At 61.8% G+C, this 15,234-nt stretch carries 10 protein-coding genes; 6 read left to right on the top strand and 4 right to left on the bottom strand.

Features of this window, described 5'->3' with window-relative positions; all coding sequences use genetic code 11:
- The first annotated feature begins 118 nt into the window (after positions 1-118).
- The gene (gene lpxE / locus C5J24_RS26485; RefSeq protein WP_105422168.1) at positions 119-919 is read left to right on the top strand and encodes a lipid A 1-phosphatase LpxE; all 801 of its coding nucleotides are present in this window, start codon (positions 119-121) and stop codon (positions 917-919) included.
- A gap of 163 nt (positions 920-1,082) precedes the next feature.
- Here the strand turns inward: lpxE and C5J24_RS26480 are convergent, their stop codons facing one another.
- A complete protein-coding gene (locus C5J24_RS26480) occupies positions 1,083-2,780 on the bottom strand; it encodes an MFS transporter (RefSeq protein WP_105422166.1) in 1,698 nt (565 codons plus the stop codon).
- 117 nt (positions 2,781-2,897) lie between these two features.
- Here C5J24_RS26480 and C5J24_RS32095 point away from each other — a divergent pair, with 117 nt between their 5' ends.
- The 3 genes from C5J24_RS32095 (at position 2,898) to C5J24_RS26470 (ending at position 5,335) form a co-directional block, all read left to right on the top strand.
- Positions 2,898-3,176: a hypothetical protein gene (locus tag C5J24_RS32095; RefSeq protein ID WP_172724152.1), complete on the top strand. Its 279-nt coding sequence runs from the start codon at positions 2,898-2,900 to the stop codon at positions 3,174-3,176.
- Positions 3,177-3,284: 108 nt separating this feature from the next.
- Positions 3,285-4,319, top strand: coding sequence for an aspartate-semialdehyde dehydrogenase (locus C5J24_RS26475; protein ID WP_046636720.1), 1,035 nt, complete (start codon positions 3,285-3,287; stop codon positions 4,317-4,319).
- 203 nt (positions 4,320-4,522) lie between these two features.
- Complete coding sequence (locus tag C5J24_RS26470) at positions 4,523-5,335, top strand: lytic transglycosylase domain-containing protein (RefSeq protein WP_105422164.1); 813 nt, start codon at positions 4,523-4,525, stop codon at positions 5,333-5,335.
- A gap of 39 nt (positions 5,336-5,374) precedes the next feature.
- Here C5J24_RS26470 and C5J24_RS26465 read toward each other — a convergent pair whose 3' ends face one another.
- Both C5J24_RS26465 and pdxY read right to left on the bottom strand, forming a co-directional pair.
- Positions 5,375-6,049: a carbonic anhydrase gene (locus C5J24_RS26465; protein ID WP_105422162.1), complete on the bottom strand. Its 675-nt coding sequence runs from the start codon at positions 6,047-6,049 to the stop codon at positions 5,375-5,377.
- Positions 6,050-6,119: 70 nt separating this feature from the next.
- Positions 6,120-6,992 carry a pyridoxal kinase PdxY gene (gene pdxY, locus C5J24_RS26460; protein WP_037086250.1) on the bottom strand — a complete coding sequence of 291 codons (873 nt, stop codon included), beginning with the start codon at positions 6,990-6,992 and terminating at the stop codon, positions 6,120-6,122.
- A 175-nt stretch (positions 6,993-7,167) separates the two neighbouring features.
- Between pdxY and C5J24_RS26455 the strand changes: the two genes are divergently transcribed.
- Positions 7,168-11,934, top strand: a complete 4,767-nt coding sequence (locus C5J24_RS26455; RefSeq protein ID WP_105422161.1) for an NAD-glutamate dehydrogenase — start codon at positions 7,168-7,170, stop codon at positions 11,932-11,934.
- Between the two features lie 34 nt (positions 11,935-11,968).
- Positions 11,969-13,351: an MFS transporter gene (locus tag C5J24_RS26450; protein ID WP_105422159.1), complete on the top strand. Its 1,383-nt coding sequence runs from the start codon at positions 11,969-11,971 to the stop codon at positions 13,349-13,351.
- A gap of 201 nt (positions 13,352-13,552) precedes the next feature.
- Here the strand turns inward: C5J24_RS26450 and purH are convergent, their stop codons facing one another.
- Positions 13,553-15,169 carry a bifunctional phosphoribosylaminoimidazolecarboxamide formyltransferase/IMP cyclohydrolase gene (gene purH / locus C5J24_RS26445; protein ID WP_105422157.1) on the bottom strand — a complete coding sequence of 539 codons (1,617 nt, stop codon included), beginning with the start codon at positions 15,167-15,169 and terminating at the stop codon, positions 13,553-13,555.
- Between the last annotated feature and the right edge of the window lie 65 nt (positions 15,170-15,234).

Below are 15,234 nucleotides of genomic sequence, written 5' to 3'. Positions count from 1 at the left end.
GCCTTTCCGTCGCGGCGGAAAGGCACCTCGACGTTGGCGCTCGGCATCCCGCTACCCATATTGCGGAATCTATGGGAAGAAGCGGCGCGGGATCGGTCCCGCGCCACGGAAGAGGCCGATGAAACGAACAATCGAAAAACTGAAACATCGGCGGTATCGCCATCCATCCGGACCACCGTCGCCGCGATGGCTTTCCTACGCGCTGGTCACGGTCAACCTGATCCTGATCGCCTTTTTCCTGCTCGATGCTCCGGTTGGCTCCTATGCCGCCCATACGCCCAACGTGCTGCTGCCGATCGGCAAGGCGATTACCGATTTCGGCACGTCCGGCTGGATCCTTTTTGCGGCAGCACTCCTCTTCTTCGAAGCGCTCGCCGTTATCCGGCTCGCACCCGGCCTGAAAGCCCGCTTCCAGGCAATGCTGGTCAGCCATGTTGCGGCTTACATCTTTGTGGCCGTTGCCGGCTCTGGCCTTCTCGTCAACCTGGTGAAGCGCATCATCGGCCGCGCCCGCCCGGTTCTTTACGAGCAATGGAGCTTTTACGGGCTCAGCCCCTTTTCCGGCTCCCGGTTCGAAAGCTTTCCTTCCGGTCACGCAACTACGGTCGGGGCATTCCTGATGGCGCTGGCGCTGCTCGCTCCGCGCTACCGCCTGTTCTTTCTGATCATGAGCTTCTGGCTCGGTTTTTCGCGCGTCATTGTCGCGGCGCATTATCCGAGCGACGTGATTGCCGGTCTCTCCTTCGGCGCCTGGTTCTCGGTCATCATGGCAATCGTCTTTTCCCGCTACGGGCTGCTCTTCCGGCAGGAGCCTGACGGTTGGCCGGTTCCGCGCCGGCCCATTCCTCTCCTCCTGCGCCCCAATCGAGCGACAGTGCCATTCCCGCTCCGCGGCATTCCGCCGAAGCGGAGAGACTAAATACTCAAGGCGTATCGCGCAAAACGGCAAGGATTCCGGAGCATCATTAAGCCGAAGCGTAGGTGCCGGATCAAAGATACCGGCTCGAATTCCATAAGAACCTTCAAAAGCATAAGGGCCCGGCACATTGTACCAGGCCCCTTTTTTATCTGCTGATCTTGCCTCAGTGAGCGAGATCGACGTCCCGTTTCTCGCGGACGAACAGCACGCCGATGACGACCGTCAAAAGTGCGAAGATGACGGGATACCAGAGTCCTGCGAAAATATCGCCGGTGGAGGCGACGATTGCGAAGGAGGTGGCCGGCAGGAGGCCGCCGAACCAGCCGTTACCGATGTGGTAGGGCAGGGACATGGCCGTATAACGAATGCGGGTCGGGAAGAACTCGACCAGGGCAGCAGCGATCGGGCCGTATACGATGGTGACGTAGATCACCATGATCGTCAGGATCGCGATGACCGTCAACGACTGACCGTTAGCCAAGGCGGAGAAAAAGCCGCTGACCTTGACCTTGCCCGGGTCGTTTGCCGCCGGATAACCAGCCGCAACCATAGCCGGGCCGAGCGCTGCATTGAAGGCTGGGGCATCGGTGAAGGATATCGGCGTTCCGCCATTGACGACGAGTTGGGCCGGAGAGCCCGCAGGCGCGTCCACCAGCGTGTAGCGGAAAGCCTGAGTTGACATGGTGCGGCGCATCACATCGCAAGGCGTCGTGAAGGTGCGAATGCCGACCGGGTCGAACAGGGAACCGCAGGTGGCGGGATCGGCCCTAACTTCAGCCTTCACGGCTTCGATCGCCTTGGAATAGGTCGGGTTGGCCGCCGTTGTCAGGGCGCTGAACAGAGGGAAGTAAGTTACTGCCGCGAGAAGGCAGCCCGCCAGGATCACCGGCTTCCTTCCGATCCGGTCAGAAAGAGAGCCAAACACCAGGAAGAAGGGTGTTGCGATAATCAACGCCCAGGCGATCAGCACGTTGGCTGTCAGAAGATCGATCTTCAGCACAGTCTGCAGGAAGAACAGGGCGTAGAACTGTCCCGTATACCAGACGACCGCCTGGCCGACCACGAGGCCGAACAACGCGATCAGCACGATCTTGCCATTCCCCCAGTTACCGAAAGCTTCCGACAGCGGGGCCTTGGACTGGGTGCCCTCTTCCTTCATCTTTTTGAAGAGCGGTGATTCGTTCATCTGCAAGCGAATGTAGATCGATATGATGAGCAGGATGATCGACAGAAGGAAGGGAATGCGCCATCCACCCTGAAGCCCGAAGAGAATCGGCTGCGAGGTCGCGAAGGCTTCCTCGCCCATGTTGAGGCGCAAGGTCACGATCACGAACAACGACAGGAGCAGACCCATGGTGGCCGTGGTCTGGATCCAGGCGGTATAGAAACCTCGCCGGTTCCGCGGCGAATGCTCGGCAACATAAACCACCGCGCCCCCATATTCACCGCCGAGCGCCAGGCCTTGAGCCATGCGCAGCGCCACGAGAATGATGGGCGCAGCAACACCAATCTGGTCATAGCTTGGCAGAAGACCGACCGCAAAGGTCGACAGGCCCATGATCAGGATGGTGAGAAGGAAGGTGTATTTGCGGCCGACGAGATCGCCAAGACGACCGAAAACCAGGGCGCCGAAGGGGCGGACAAGGAAGCCGGCGGCAAAGGTCAGCAGGGCGAAGATCGCCTGCGTTGCCGGCGGGAACTGCGAGAAGAACTGCTTGCCGATGATCGCGGCCAGCGTTCCGTAGAGATAGAAATCGTACCATTCAAAAACGGTGCCGAGCGAGGAAGCGATGATCACCTTCCTCTCCTCGGCCGTCATCGGCTTCGTTCTGGCGTCGACCGCCGTTGCGACATTTGCCATTGTCGTCCTCCCAACAAGTGAAACTGAGGCGCCGGACTTCCCTGTCTTTTCCCTCCTGAACAAGGACGTGGCGACGCATTGTCGCAGATTGCCAGAATTCAAGGGCTAAGGAGAGCGATGCTTTGGGATTATGACTTTCGTCTAATATCGCGCCTGCCGTGCACAGCGAATGCTGCGGCGCGGCATAATGGCAATGCGGTGCATCACCTGAGTCAGCCATCGCTTGACTCGTTGCGAAAATCTTTTAAACAGCTTCGCGAACGGGAAGACACCCACATGCGCGCCTGCGAATTCCATATCGCTGCTTCCGCACTGCCGGCCATCCAGGCTGCGCAGCGGGCGTGTTTTGCCGCTTTCTCCAAAACCAAGGCCAAAACGACGACGAAAACCGTCTGACGTCTCTGGCCGCCGCTCTCTCCCCGGATGGTCGGGGACAAGGAATTCCGCGAATTGATCGCGGCTTCCCCCTCACCAAATCGAGGAGAGACAGAAAGAGAGCACAAAATGGGTTTCAAGATCGCAGTCGCCGGTGCAACCGGCAATGTCGGCAGGGAAATGCTGACGATCCTTTCCGAACGCGGCTTCCCGGTCGACGAAGTCGTGGCGCTGGCATCCGCCCGTAGCCAGGGAACCGAAGTTTCGTTCGGCGACCGGACGCTGAAGGTTTCCAACCTGGAAAACTACGATTTTTCCGACACCGATATCTGCCTGATGTCGGCGGGAGGCGAGGTTTCCAAGAAGTGGTCGCCGAAGATCGGCGCCCAGGGCTGCGTCGTCATCGACAACTCGTCCGCCTGGCGTTACGACCAGGACGTTCCGCTGATCGTTCCTGAAGTGAACCCCGATGCGATCTCCGGCTTTACCAAGCGCAACATCATCGCCAATCCGAATTGCTCGACCGCTCAGCTCGTCGTTGCGCTGAAGCCGCTGCACGATTTCGCCAAGATCAAGCGCGTCGTCGTCTCGACCTACCAGTCGGTCTCCGGCGCCGGCAAGGAAGGGATGGACGAGCTCTTCACCCAGACCCGCGCCGTCTTCGTCGCTGATCCGGTCGAATCCAAGAAGTTCACCAAGCGGATCGCCTTCAACGTCATCCCGCATATCGATAGCTTCATGGAAGACGGCTATACGAAGGAAGAGTGGAAGGTTCTCGCCGAAACCAAGAAGATGCTCGACCCGAAGATCAAGGTGACATGCACCGCCGTGCGCGTTCCGGTCTTCATCGGCCATTCGGAATCGGTCAATATCGAGTTCGAAAACGAGATCAGCGCGGATCAGGCCCGCGATATCCTGCGCGAAGCTCCGGGCTGCCTCGTCATCGACAAGCATGAAAACGGCGGCTACATCACGCCTTACGAATGCGCCGGCGAGGATGCCACCTACATTTCCCGTATCCGTGAGGATGCGACGGTGGAAAACGGCCTCAATATCTGGGTCGTTTCCGACAACCTGCGCAAGGGTGCCGCGCTCAACGCCATCCAGATCGCCGAATTGCTCGTCAATCGCGGCCTGATCAAGCCGCGCAAGGCTGCTGCCTGATAAATAATAAATTTATTAAGCATGTTCCGATAGAAACCCCGTCAGAAATGGCGGGGTTTTTCTTCCGAATCACCCATATCACGAACTATTCATGAACGGGTGAGTTGCGATTGTCTGCAACCGCCGCCATAAGGCCGAAACAATGCACATTATCCGGACGCTTTTGACTTAAGCGATCCGGCTCTCGGGACGGGTTTGACCGCATGAAGAAGATTTTGCTGGCAGGATTGATCGCAACCGGTTTCATGACCGCTAGTCCGGCTGTTGCCGCGCTCCAATGCGGCAACGATTCATCCGGCTTCGCCCGCTGGGTCGAAGAGTTCAAGCGGGTTGCCCCTTCGAGCGGCATCAACCCCTCCGTCGTCGAGAAGGCCTTCTCGAACGTCTCCTACAACCGTCCGACCATCAGCGCCGATCGCGGCCAGAAAAGCTTCAAGCTCTCCTTCGAAGACTTCATGAGGAAACGCGGCGGGGCCGCCATCATCTCCCGCGGCAAGGGCATGAAATCCGGCAACGCTTCGCTGTTTGCGCAGATCGAACGCCGCTACGGCGTGCCGGCCGGCCCGATCATTGCCATCTGGGGCATGGAAACCGGTTTCGGCAGCTTCATGGGTGATCAGCACACGCTTTCCGCCGTCGCGACGCTTGCTTACGATTGCCGCCGCTCCGCCTATTTCACCGAGCAGCTTTATGCGGCCCTTCAGCTCGTCGGCCGAGGTGATCTGAGCATCACCGCCCGCGGTGCTGCCCATGGCGAGATCGGCCAGACCCAGTTCCTGCCGCTGAACGTCGTCCGCTACGGCGCCGACGGTGACGGCGACGGCCATATTGACATGGTTCGTTCGCGTGCCGACGCGCTGGCCTCGACCGCCAACTTCCTGAAGGGCCACGGCTGGAGGCCAGGTGCCGGTTATCAGCCGGGCGAGCCGAACTTCGGTGCTATCCAGGGCTGGAACGCCGCGACCGTCTATCAGAAGGCAATCGCCTATATGGGCGCGCAGATCGACGGCCAATAAGCCCCGCCGGCCATCAAGCTTCGCCTACACCTGAAAAATTCAGGCCGACGCCTGTTCGGTCTGCTCCGGCGGTTCGGTGAGGTCCGGGCGGACGAAATCGCCCTTGCTGTCCATGATCCAGAGCTCGCCGGTCGAAATGTCGAACCAGGCGCCGTGAATGCCGAGTTTCCCCTCTTCGCCGAGTTTGCGAACAAAGGGAAACGTCTGCAGATTGGCGATCGAATTGCGGATCGAGACCCGCTCCAGCGCCGTCTGGCGTTCGGCCTGCGTCATGAATTCGTTGTTCTGGATCTGCTCGGCGGCGGGCTTCACCAGCCCCATCCACTTGCCGATGAAGTCGCCCGGCGACAGCGGCTCGATGGACGGGTCGAGGGCAGCCTTGATGCCGCCGCAACGGCCATGGCCCATCACCACGATATTGTCGATCTCCAGCACCTGAACGGCATATTCGAGCGCTGCCGAGGTGGCGTGAAACTGGCTGTCGGGCTCGTAGGGCGGCACCATGTTGGCAACGTTGCGCACGACAAAAAGTTCGCCCGGCCCGCAATCGAAAATGGTCTCCGGCGCAGAACGGGAGTCACAACAGGCAATCAGCAGCGTGTGGGGCTTCTGCCCGCTATCCGCCAGCACCCGGTAACGCTCGCGTTCGTCACTATAGCGACCGCTCATGAAATTGCGGTAGCCCGCCAGAAGTCTGTCAGGAAAATCCGTCATGGAGCAACGATTATAGCGCCGTCGAGCGAAGATCAACGGCCATTGTGCATCTGCGAACTCCCGAGGCCTATTACCGCTTGATCCGCTGCAAGGGATGCACGAGCCGGCGCATCTGAACCATCGCCATGGGAGTGGAAAGGCTCGACGCGTCCGTCTCCAGCGTCAGTTCGTCGCCACCGCGCTTGGCCGTGCGCGCAAGGACTTCGAAAACGCTCGCGGTTGCCAGCTGCAGCGCCTTTTCCTCCTCCATTCCGGCCAGGATTCGCCCGAGAAAGAGCGCTCCCAGGAGGTCGCCGAGCCCGTTCGGGGGATTGTCGATCAGCCGGTGTTCGGCAAGCAGCGCATGTTTGCCCGTCAGGTAGAGATTGCCTGTACCGCCCGCCATCATCGGCACGGCTGAGGTCACCAGGATGCGCGGCGGCCCGAGTGCGATTGCGGCATCCATGATATCGTTGTTGGTTTCGAGCGGTGCGCCGGAAAGCCAGGCGAGTTCGTAGCGGTTCGGGGTGGCGATCGTCGCAAGCGGAATGAGTTCGTCACGGATCGCTTCTGCCGTCGGCTGCGGAATATAGAGCCCGCCGAGATCGCCCATGACAGGATCGCAGACATAGAGAAGGCCCGGGTTCTTCTCCTTCAGCGCCCTTATCAGCCGCGCCACCGAACGCGGCTGGGCCGCATTCCCGAAATAGCCGGTCAGCACCGCCTTCACTTCTCCGAGCCATGGCGCGCGAATAAGATCGTCTATAGCCTTGTCGAAATCTGATTCGGGAAAGGTCAGCCGTGTAGAAGGCCCATGACCGGGATGCCAGGGGAGGACGACGGTCGGCATTGCCCAGACGGGAAATCCCAGCGTCTCGAGCGCGAAGACGGCGGCGCGATTGCCGACCGAGCCGCGCACGACATGGCTGGAGATGACGAGGACGGCACTGCTGGTATCCTGCATGTGATTGCTTTCCGGCTACGATGGCCCTGTTGATCGTTTCTTCGTCGCCGCATGTCAACAAGCCTTCACGGAACAATGAAACGTGTAGTGCCGACGGACATGGATCAGCCACGTTGCTGCACGATGACACACATCTAATTTATTCCGTCCGGGGACGGAAAAAGGGGAGAGGGACATGGCCGTCAGGCAGAATCCGAAACGGGAAAAACAGATCGAAAGCGCACGCAAGATCGTCGCTGCGAGCAAGGGGCCGCATCTCGACCCGCTCATCCTGTTCGCCCGGGCCAGCACTGACGACATCGAAAGCTATACGCCGGAAATGCTGGCGCTTTCCGCCAATCATGCAGCCGAGCGGCTGATGGCCTGGACGCGGATCCGGGCCGACATCACGGTCGAACCGATCGCCGGTGTCGAGCCGGACGGTATTCCGGTCTCGGTGCTGACCGTCGTCGACCGCAACATGCCCTTCCTGTTCGACTCGGTCATGGGCGAGGTGACCGCCACCCACCGCGACCTGACCATGGCGGTTCATCCGATCCTGGTCGTTGAACCGGGCAAGGAACCGGCGCTCCGCTCCAATGAGCAGCCCAGCAACCCGGCTCATCATGTGAGCCTCATCCAGATCCATCTTTCGCCGCTCAACGAGGAACAGGCGGCTTCGCTCACCGAGCGCATCCGCTACATCCTCGACCAGGTTCATCTGTCGATCACCGACTGGGGCTCCATGCTGGAAGTCCTCGACGGGGCCGCCAAGCAGCTCAGCAATTCGACAAGCCGCCGCAAGGCCGATCGCGACGAGGCGCTCGCCTTCCTGGACTGGCTGCGCGACGACAACTTCACCTTCCTCGGCATGCGCGAATACGTCTATTCCGGCAAGGGCACTGAGGCCAAGGTTGAACGCGGCAAGGGCCGCGGTCTCGGCATCCTCTCCGATCCGGATGTGCTGGTGCTGCGCCAGGGCAAGGACGCGGTGACGACCACCCCCGAAATCCTCGAGTTCCTCGACGGCCCCGATTTCCTGATCGTCACCAAGGCGAACGTGAAATCCGTGGTGCACCGCCGCGCCTACATGGATTATGTCGGCGTCAAGCGCTTCGACGAAAAGGGCGAAGTGGTCGGCGAGCTGCGCGTCGTCGGTCTTTTCACGGCAACCGCCTATACCCATTCCGTGCGCGACATCCCTCTCCTGCGCGCCAAGACCGGTCGGGTGGAAGAGCAGTTCGGCTTTGACCCCGACAGCCATTCCGGCCGCATGCTGGAAAACACGCTCGAATCCTATCCGCGTGACGACCTCTTCCAGATCGATGCCGATCTGCTGGCCCGCTTCTGCGAGCAGATCATGGAACTGAGCGAGCGTCCGCGCGTCCGGGTCCTGCCGCGCATCGACCATTTCGACCGTTTCGTCTCGGTGATCGTCTATGTGCCTCGCGAGGACTACAATTCCCTGGTCCGCGAGAAGGTCGGCGACTACCTGACCAAGGTCTATGACGGCCACGTCTCCGCCTATTACCCGGCTTTCCCGGAAGGCGGCGTCGCCCGCGTCCACATGATCATCGGCCGGCGCGGCGGCAAGACGCCGAGGATCGCGCAGGGCAAGCTCGAGGAAGCGATCCGGCTCATCGCCACCCCCTGGGAGGACCGCTTCGCAGCGCTTGCGGAGGAGGGACCGCGGCTCACCGTCACCCAGGCCTTCCAGGAAGCCTTTTCGCCCGACGAAACCTTCGCCGACCTGCCGGACATCGCCGCCTGTGCAGCCGGCGAAACGATCCGCATCGCCTTCTATCGCCGCCCCGGCGACGCCGCCAACACCGTGTCGCTGAAGATCTTCCACAAGGACCGGCACCTGTCGCTCTCCCGCCGCGTGCCGCTTCTCGAAAACCTTGGCTTCCACGCCGTCAGCGAGCAGACGTTCGAGATCGAGGTCGGGCCGGAAAACGACCGCAAGCTGATCGTCCTCCACGACATGGAACTGCAGCTCGGCGACGGGCGCGAGGTCGACCTGTCCCGCGAAGGCCTGGCTCTGGAAGAGGCCTTCCTCTCCGCCTTCGAAGGCCTGATCGACAATGACACCTTCAACCGGCTGGTTCTGCTGGCCGGCCTGTCCGCCCGCGAAGTCACGGTGCTGCGCGCATATTCCCGTTATCTGCGCCAGACCGGCATCGTTTACTCGCAGGCCTATATCGCCGACACCCTGGTGAAATACCCGGCCATATCCGCCGCCATCTTCCGCCTCTTCCGCGACGGCTTCGACCCGAAGATCACTGAGAAGGCCCGCGTCAAGAAACTCACCGACCATCACGCCGAAATCGAAGAAGCGCTCGGCAACGTGCCCAATCTCGACGAGGACCGCACGCTTCGCCGTTTCGTCAATGCGGTCGATGCCACGCTCCGGACCAACTACTTCCAGCGCGATGCCAATGGCGCCCCGCACCGGATGTTCGCCTTCAAGCTCGATCCGAAGCTGCTGGACGGCCTGCCGGAACCCCGACCCTTCCGCGAAATCTTCGTCTACGGCACCGAGGTTGAAGGCGTGCACCTGCGCTTCGGCAAGGTTGCGCGCGGCGGCCTGCGCTGGTCGGACCGCGGCGAGGACTATCGGACGGAAATCCTCGGCCTCGTGAAGGCGCAGCAGGTCAAGAACGCCGTGATCGTGCCGGTCGGCGCCAAGGGCGGCTTCTTCCCGAAAATGCTGCCGCCGGCGAGCTCCCGCGACGCATTCTTCAATGCCGGCCGAGAAGCCTACAAGACCTTCATCCGCACCCTCCTGTCGATCACCGACAATATCGTCGGCGCCGACATCGTCGGGCCGCCGGACACGATCCGCCTCGATGGCGACGACCCGTATTTCGTGGTTGCCGCCGACAAGGGTACGGCGACCTTCTCCGACACCGCCAACGGCTTGGCGCAGGAAGCCGGCTTCTGGCTGGACGATGCCTTCGCCTCCGGCGGTTCGGTCGGTTACGACCATAAGAAGATGGGCATCACCGCTCGCGGCGCCTGGGAAGCCGTGAAACGGCATTTCCGCGAGAAGGATATCGACATCCAGACGACGCCGTTCACAGTCGTCGGCGTCGGCGACATGTCCGGCGACGTCTTCGGCAACGGCATGCTGCTGTCGCGCAAGATCCGTCTCATCGCGGCCTTCGACCATCGCGATATCGTCATCGATCCGGATCCGGATCTCGAAAAGTCCTTCACCGAACGCGAACGCATGTTCGCCCTGCCCCGGTCGAGCTGGCAGGATTACGACAAATCAACCCTTTCCGAAGGGGCGATGGTCATTTCCCGCTCGGAGAAGTCGGTAAAGCTCACCAGGCAGGCCGCTGCCGCAATCGGTATCGACAAGACGACGGCGACGCCCTTCGAGATCATGACCGCGATCCTGAAGAGCCCGGTCGACCTCCTCTGGTTCGGCGGCATCGGCACCTATATCAAGGCAACCTCCGAAACCGATGCGGAAGTCGGCGACCGCGCCAATGATCCCATCCGCATCACCGCGGCCGAGGTGCGCGCCAGCGTCATCGGCGAAGGCGCCAATCTCGGCATGACCCAGAAGGGCCGCATCGCCTATTCGCTGAATGGCGGGCGCTGCAATTCCGATGCGATCGACAATTCCGCCGGCGTCAACTGCTCCGACGTCGAGGTCAATATCAAGATCGCCCTCAATTCGGCCATGCAGGATGGGCGGCTTGCCCGCGACAAACGGAACCAGCTTCTCGCCTCGATGACCGAAGAAGTCGGCCATCTCGTGCTGCGCAACAACTATCTGCAGCCGCTGTCGATCTCGCTGACCGAACGCAAGGGTACCGGCAACCGCGAAGAACTTTCACGGCTGATGTCCGTGCTGGAATCGCAAGGCCAGCTCAATCGCAAGGTCGAAACTCTGCCCGATGATGCGGAGCTTGCGGAGCGTTATTCCTCCGGCAGACCGCTGACCCGGCCAGAAATCGGCGTGTTGCTCTCCTATTCGAAGATCGTTCTCTTCGATGCCCTGCTCGACAGCAGCCTGCCGGACGACCCCTATTTCTCGGCCGTCCTGAAGGCCTATTTCCCGGCCAAGATGCAGAAGGCTTACGCGGCGGACATCCAGTCCCACCGCCTGCATCGCGAAATCGTCGCCACCACGCTCGCCAACGAGGCGATCAACCGCGGCGGCCCGGGTTTTGTGCAGCAGATGAGCGATATGACCGGCGCTACGGCAGCAAATGTCGTCAAGGCTGCCTTCCTTGCCCGCGACGGCTTCGAACTTCCCAAGCTCTGGGCCGAGATCGATGCGCTGGATGGAAAAATCCCCGGCCAGCTGCAGAACGATCTCTACGCCCGCACCACCGAGACCTTCGCGGAAGCAACCCGCCTCATCCTGCAGACGCAGGTCGGCACCGGCGACATGGACGGCGCGATGAGCCGGCTCAAGGCCGCGATCAAAGGGCTGCGCTCGTCACTGGCGGGCGGAGATTTCGTGGAAACCGCAGCCCGCGCCTCGGAACTCGAAGCGCAGGGCATACCGGCATCGCTTGCCCGTGAAATCCTGTTGCTGTCGACGCTGGTCCTGGTGCCGGAGATCATGCTGATCGCCGACCGCACCGGCGAGACCATGGCGCGCGCCACCGAGAGCTATTTCACTGTTACCGAAACCTTCCGCATCAACCGACTGATCGGCGCTGGCGAACGCATCAGCACCTCGGAGCACTATGAAAGCCTGGCGCTCTCCCGTAGCCTGCAGCAGCTCGCCTCGGCGCGCCGCGATATCGTCATCGCCGCGATGACTGCCCATCCGAAGGACAAGAAGCCGCTGGAAGCTTGGGTCGGCGGCGACCGGGTGCGGGTGAACCGCATCGGTGCCGAACTGGTGATCTTGAGCGAAAGCGGCGAGTTGACGCTTCCGAAGATCACCGTCGCGGCCGGTCTCCTCAGCGATCTTGCGCACGGTCGGGCGATGTAGGACAACGGACCGAACTGGCTGATCCGGGGGAAAAATGGCCGTTATTGATGTGGACGATGCGCCGGTGAAAACGAGCCGGCGCGGCATCTGGGGCTGGATGTTCTTCGACTGGGCGGCCCAGCCGTTCTTCACCGTCGTCACCACCTTCATCTTCGGCCCCTATTTCGTCTCGAGGCTGACCGAGGATCCCGTCTCGGCGCAGGCGGCGTGGAGCAACATGGCGACGGTCTCGTCGCTGGTCATCGCCGTATTCTCCCCCATCCTCGGCTCGATCGCCGACCAGGCCGGCCCCCGCAAACCGTGGATCGCCTTTTTTGCGATGATCAAGATCGCCTGCGTCTCGGCCCTCTGGTTTGCAGCGCCCGGTTCTCCGATCATCTGGCCGATGATCTTCATGATCTTCGCATCGATCGCCGCGGAGTTCTCAACCGTCTTCAATGATTCGATGATGCCGCGGCTGGTCTCCAAGGCGGATGTCGGCCGCATTTCCAACGTCGCCTGGGGGCTTGGTTATCTCGGCGGTATGATCGTGCTGATCGCCGTCGTGGCGCTGCTCGCCGCCAATCCCGAAACCGGTAAAACGCTGATCGGCATCTCCCCGCTTTTCGGCCTCGACCCGCATCTCGGCGAGGACGCTCGGATCACCGGTCCTATCTCCGCCCTCTGGTATTTCCTGTTCATCCTGCCGATGTTCTTCTTCACACCGGACGCCGTGAAGGGCCTGCCGCTCGGCGCGGCGGTCCGTTCCGGCATAAGGGAACTTGGCGGCACGCTGCGGGACCTGAGGCAGCGCACCGGCATCGCGAAATTCCTGGTCGCCCGCATGCTCTATCAGGACGGCGTCAACGGCCTGCTGATCCTCGGCGGCACGTTTGCGGCCGGGATGTTCGGCTGGGCGACGATCGAGATCGGCATCTACGGCATCATCCTGAATGTCGTGGCGATTTTCGGCTGCATCGTCGCCGGCTGGCTCGACCGCCTGCTCGGCTCGAAGATCGTCGTGATCATCAGCCTCGTCCTGTTGCTGGTGGCCACCCTCGGCATCATTTCCACCGGCCCCGGCTTCGTCTTCTTCGGCCTTCTGCCTCTTTCGGCAGAAGATAGCGGGGGACTGTTCGGCACCGCGGCCGAAAAGGCCTATATCCTGTTCGGACTGCTGATCGGCATCGCCTTCGGCCCCGTCCAGGCCTCGTCCAGATCCTATCTTGCCCGCAGCGTCAGCCTTTCGGAGACCGGCCGCTATTTCGGCATCTACGCTCTCTCCGGCCGGGCAACGAGCTTCCTCGCCACGCTGTTCTTCTCGCTCATGACCTATGCCAGCGGCTCCGCCCGGCTCGGCATGGCGACGCTGCTGATCTTCCTCGTGGCAGGGTTGCTGCTGCTGTTTGCGACGCCGTATCCGGCAAACAGGAAGTAGAGACGGATAGCTATTTGGTCGGGACGTGGATCCTCGGGTCGAGCCCGAGGATGACGGAGTGCGCGGGTCAAACAGAGAAAAGCGGGCGTCGCGGCTTGCTCAAATCTCTCTTTGGGCAGCCTGAAACACCCTTTCCGTCGTTATCCTCGGGCTTGACCCGAGGACCCACGCCGCACGCTCAGTGCATAACATCCAGCACCATCAATGCCGGAAATGCCGCATTCCCGTGAACACCATCGCCACGCCATGCTCGTCGGCAGCGGCGATCACTTCGTCGTCGCGCATCGAACCGCCAGGCTGGATGACCGCCGTGGCACCGGCCGCGATTGCCGAAAGCAGGCCGTCCGCAAATGGGAAGAACGCTTCCGAGGCGACTGCGGAACCCTTGGTCATCGGCTCGGCCCAGCCCATGGCCCTGGCCGCCTCTTCCGCCTTGATGCTGGCGATGCGGGCTGAATCGATGCGGCTCATCTGGCCGGCGCCGATGCCGGCCGTCTGGCCGTTCTTGGCGTAGACGACCGCATTCGACTTCACGTGCTTGGCGACCTTGAAGGCGAACTTCATGTCTTCGAGTTCGGTCGGCGTCGGTGCGCGCTTGGTGACGACGCGCAGGTCGATATCCTCGACCATGCCGTTGTCGCGGGTCTGGACCAGCAGGCCGCCCGAAACGGTCTTCGCCGTCAGGCCGCGCGAGCGCGGATCCGGCAGGCCGCCGGTCACCAGCAGGCGCAGGTTCTTCTTGGCAGCGATGATCGCCTGGGCCTCGTCGGAAACCGCCGGCGCAATGATCACTTCCGTGAACAACTTGACGATCTCTTCGGCCGTCTCCGCGTCGAGAAGCTGATTGACCGCAATGATGCCGCCGAAGGCCGAGGTGGAATCGCAGGCGAGTGCCCTGAGATAAGCTTCCTTGAGGCTCGGGCCGGTGGCCACGCCGCAGGGGTTGGCGTGCTTGATGATCGCGCAGGCCGGCGCCTTTTCCGGCGAGAATTCGGCAATCAGCTCGAAGGCGCCGTCGGTATCGTTGATATTGTTGTAGGAAAGCTGCTTGCCCTGAAGCAGTTTTGCGGTCGCCACGCCCGGACGGTTTTCGCCGGTCACGTAGAAGCCGGCGCTCTGGTGCGGGTTCTCGCCGTAGCGCATCTCTTCTTTCAGCACGCCGCCGATCGTCCGGTAGCGCGGGATTTCGATGTCGAGCGCTTCCGCGAACCAGTTCGAGATCGCCGTGTCGTAGGCGGCCGTGCGGGCATAGGCCTTGGCGGCGAGCTTCTGGCGGAAGGCATAGACGGTCTGCCCGTCATTCGAGCGCAGCGCCTCGATCAGTGCCGGGTAGTCGGAAGGATCGGTGACGGTGGTCACATAGGCATGGTTCTTGGCGGACGCGCGGATCATCGCCGGGCCGCCGATATCGATATTCTCGACCGTCGTCGGATAGTCGCCGCCGGCGGCGCGCACTTCCTCGAACGGGTAGAGGTTGATGACGGCAAGATCGATGCCCTCGATATCGTGTTCCTTCATCGCCGCGACATGTTCCGCATCGTCGCGGATCGCCAGCAGGCCGCCATGCACGGTCGGGTGCAGCGTCTTCACCCGCCCGTCCATGATTTCCGGAAAACCGGTGACTTCCGACACGTCGGTCACGGCAAGGCCCGCGGCGGCGATCGCCTTGTGCGTACCGCCCGTCGACAGCAGCTTCACGCCCCGCTCGGTGAGGGCCTTGGCAAGCTCGATGATACCGGTCTTGTCGGAGACCGAGAGCAGCGCGGTGCGGATCCTGATGCGGTCGGGAGCGGGGATTTTCTTGGAAACGACGGCCATCGGTCTCTCCTGGAAAGGCGCCGCGGGACCCGGCGCGAAGGTAAGATGGCCGCCCGTTAGCACAG

Source organism: Neorhizobium sp. T25_27 (assembly GCF_002968565.1).
Taxonomy (GTDB): domain Bacteria; phylum Pseudomonadota; class Alphaproteobacteria; order Rhizobiales; family Rhizobiaceae; genus Neorhizobium; species Neorhizobium tomejilense.
This window is presented reverse-complemented; position numbering and strand designations above follow the sequence as displayed.

Coding starts and splice junctions, on each gene's coding strand:
- C5J24_RS32095 (WP_172724152.1), top strand. CDS start 2,898: ATGCTTTGGGATTATGACTTTCGTCTAATATCGCGCCTGCCGTGCACA.
- C5J24_RS26455 (WP_105422161.1), top strand. CDS start 7,168: ATGGCCGTCAGGCAGAATCCGAAACGGGAAAAACAGATCGAAAGCGCA.
- C5J24_RS26480 (WP_105422166.1), bottom strand. CDS start 2,780: ATGGCAAATGTCGCAACGGCGGTCGACGCCAGAACGAAGCCGATGACG.
- purH (WP_105422157.1), bottom strand. CDS start 15,169: ATGGCCGTCGTTTCCAAGAAAATCCCCGCTCCCGACCGCATCAGGATC.
- pdxY (WP_037086250.1), bottom strand. CDS start 6,992: ATGCAGGATACCAGCAGTGCCGTCCTCGTCATCTCCAGCCATGTCGTG.
- C5J24_RS26475 (WP_046636720.1), top strand. CDS start 3,285: ATGGGTTTCAAGATCGCAGTCGCCGGTGCAACCGGCAATGTCGGCAGG.
- C5J24_RS26465 (WP_105422162.1), bottom strand. CDS start 6,049: ATGACGGATTTTCCTGACAGACTTCTGGCGGGCTACCGCAATTTCATG.
- lpxE (WP_105422168.1), top strand. CDS start 119: ATGAAACGAACAATCGAAAAACTGAAACATCGGCGGTATCGCCATCCA.
- C5J24_RS26450 (WP_105422159.1), top strand. CDS start 11,969: ATGGCCGTTATTGATGTGGACGATGCGCCGGTGAAAACGAGCCGGCGC.
- C5J24_RS26470 (WP_105422164.1), top strand. CDS start 4,523: ATGAAGAAGATTTTGCTGGCAGGATTGATCGCAACCGGTTTCATGACC.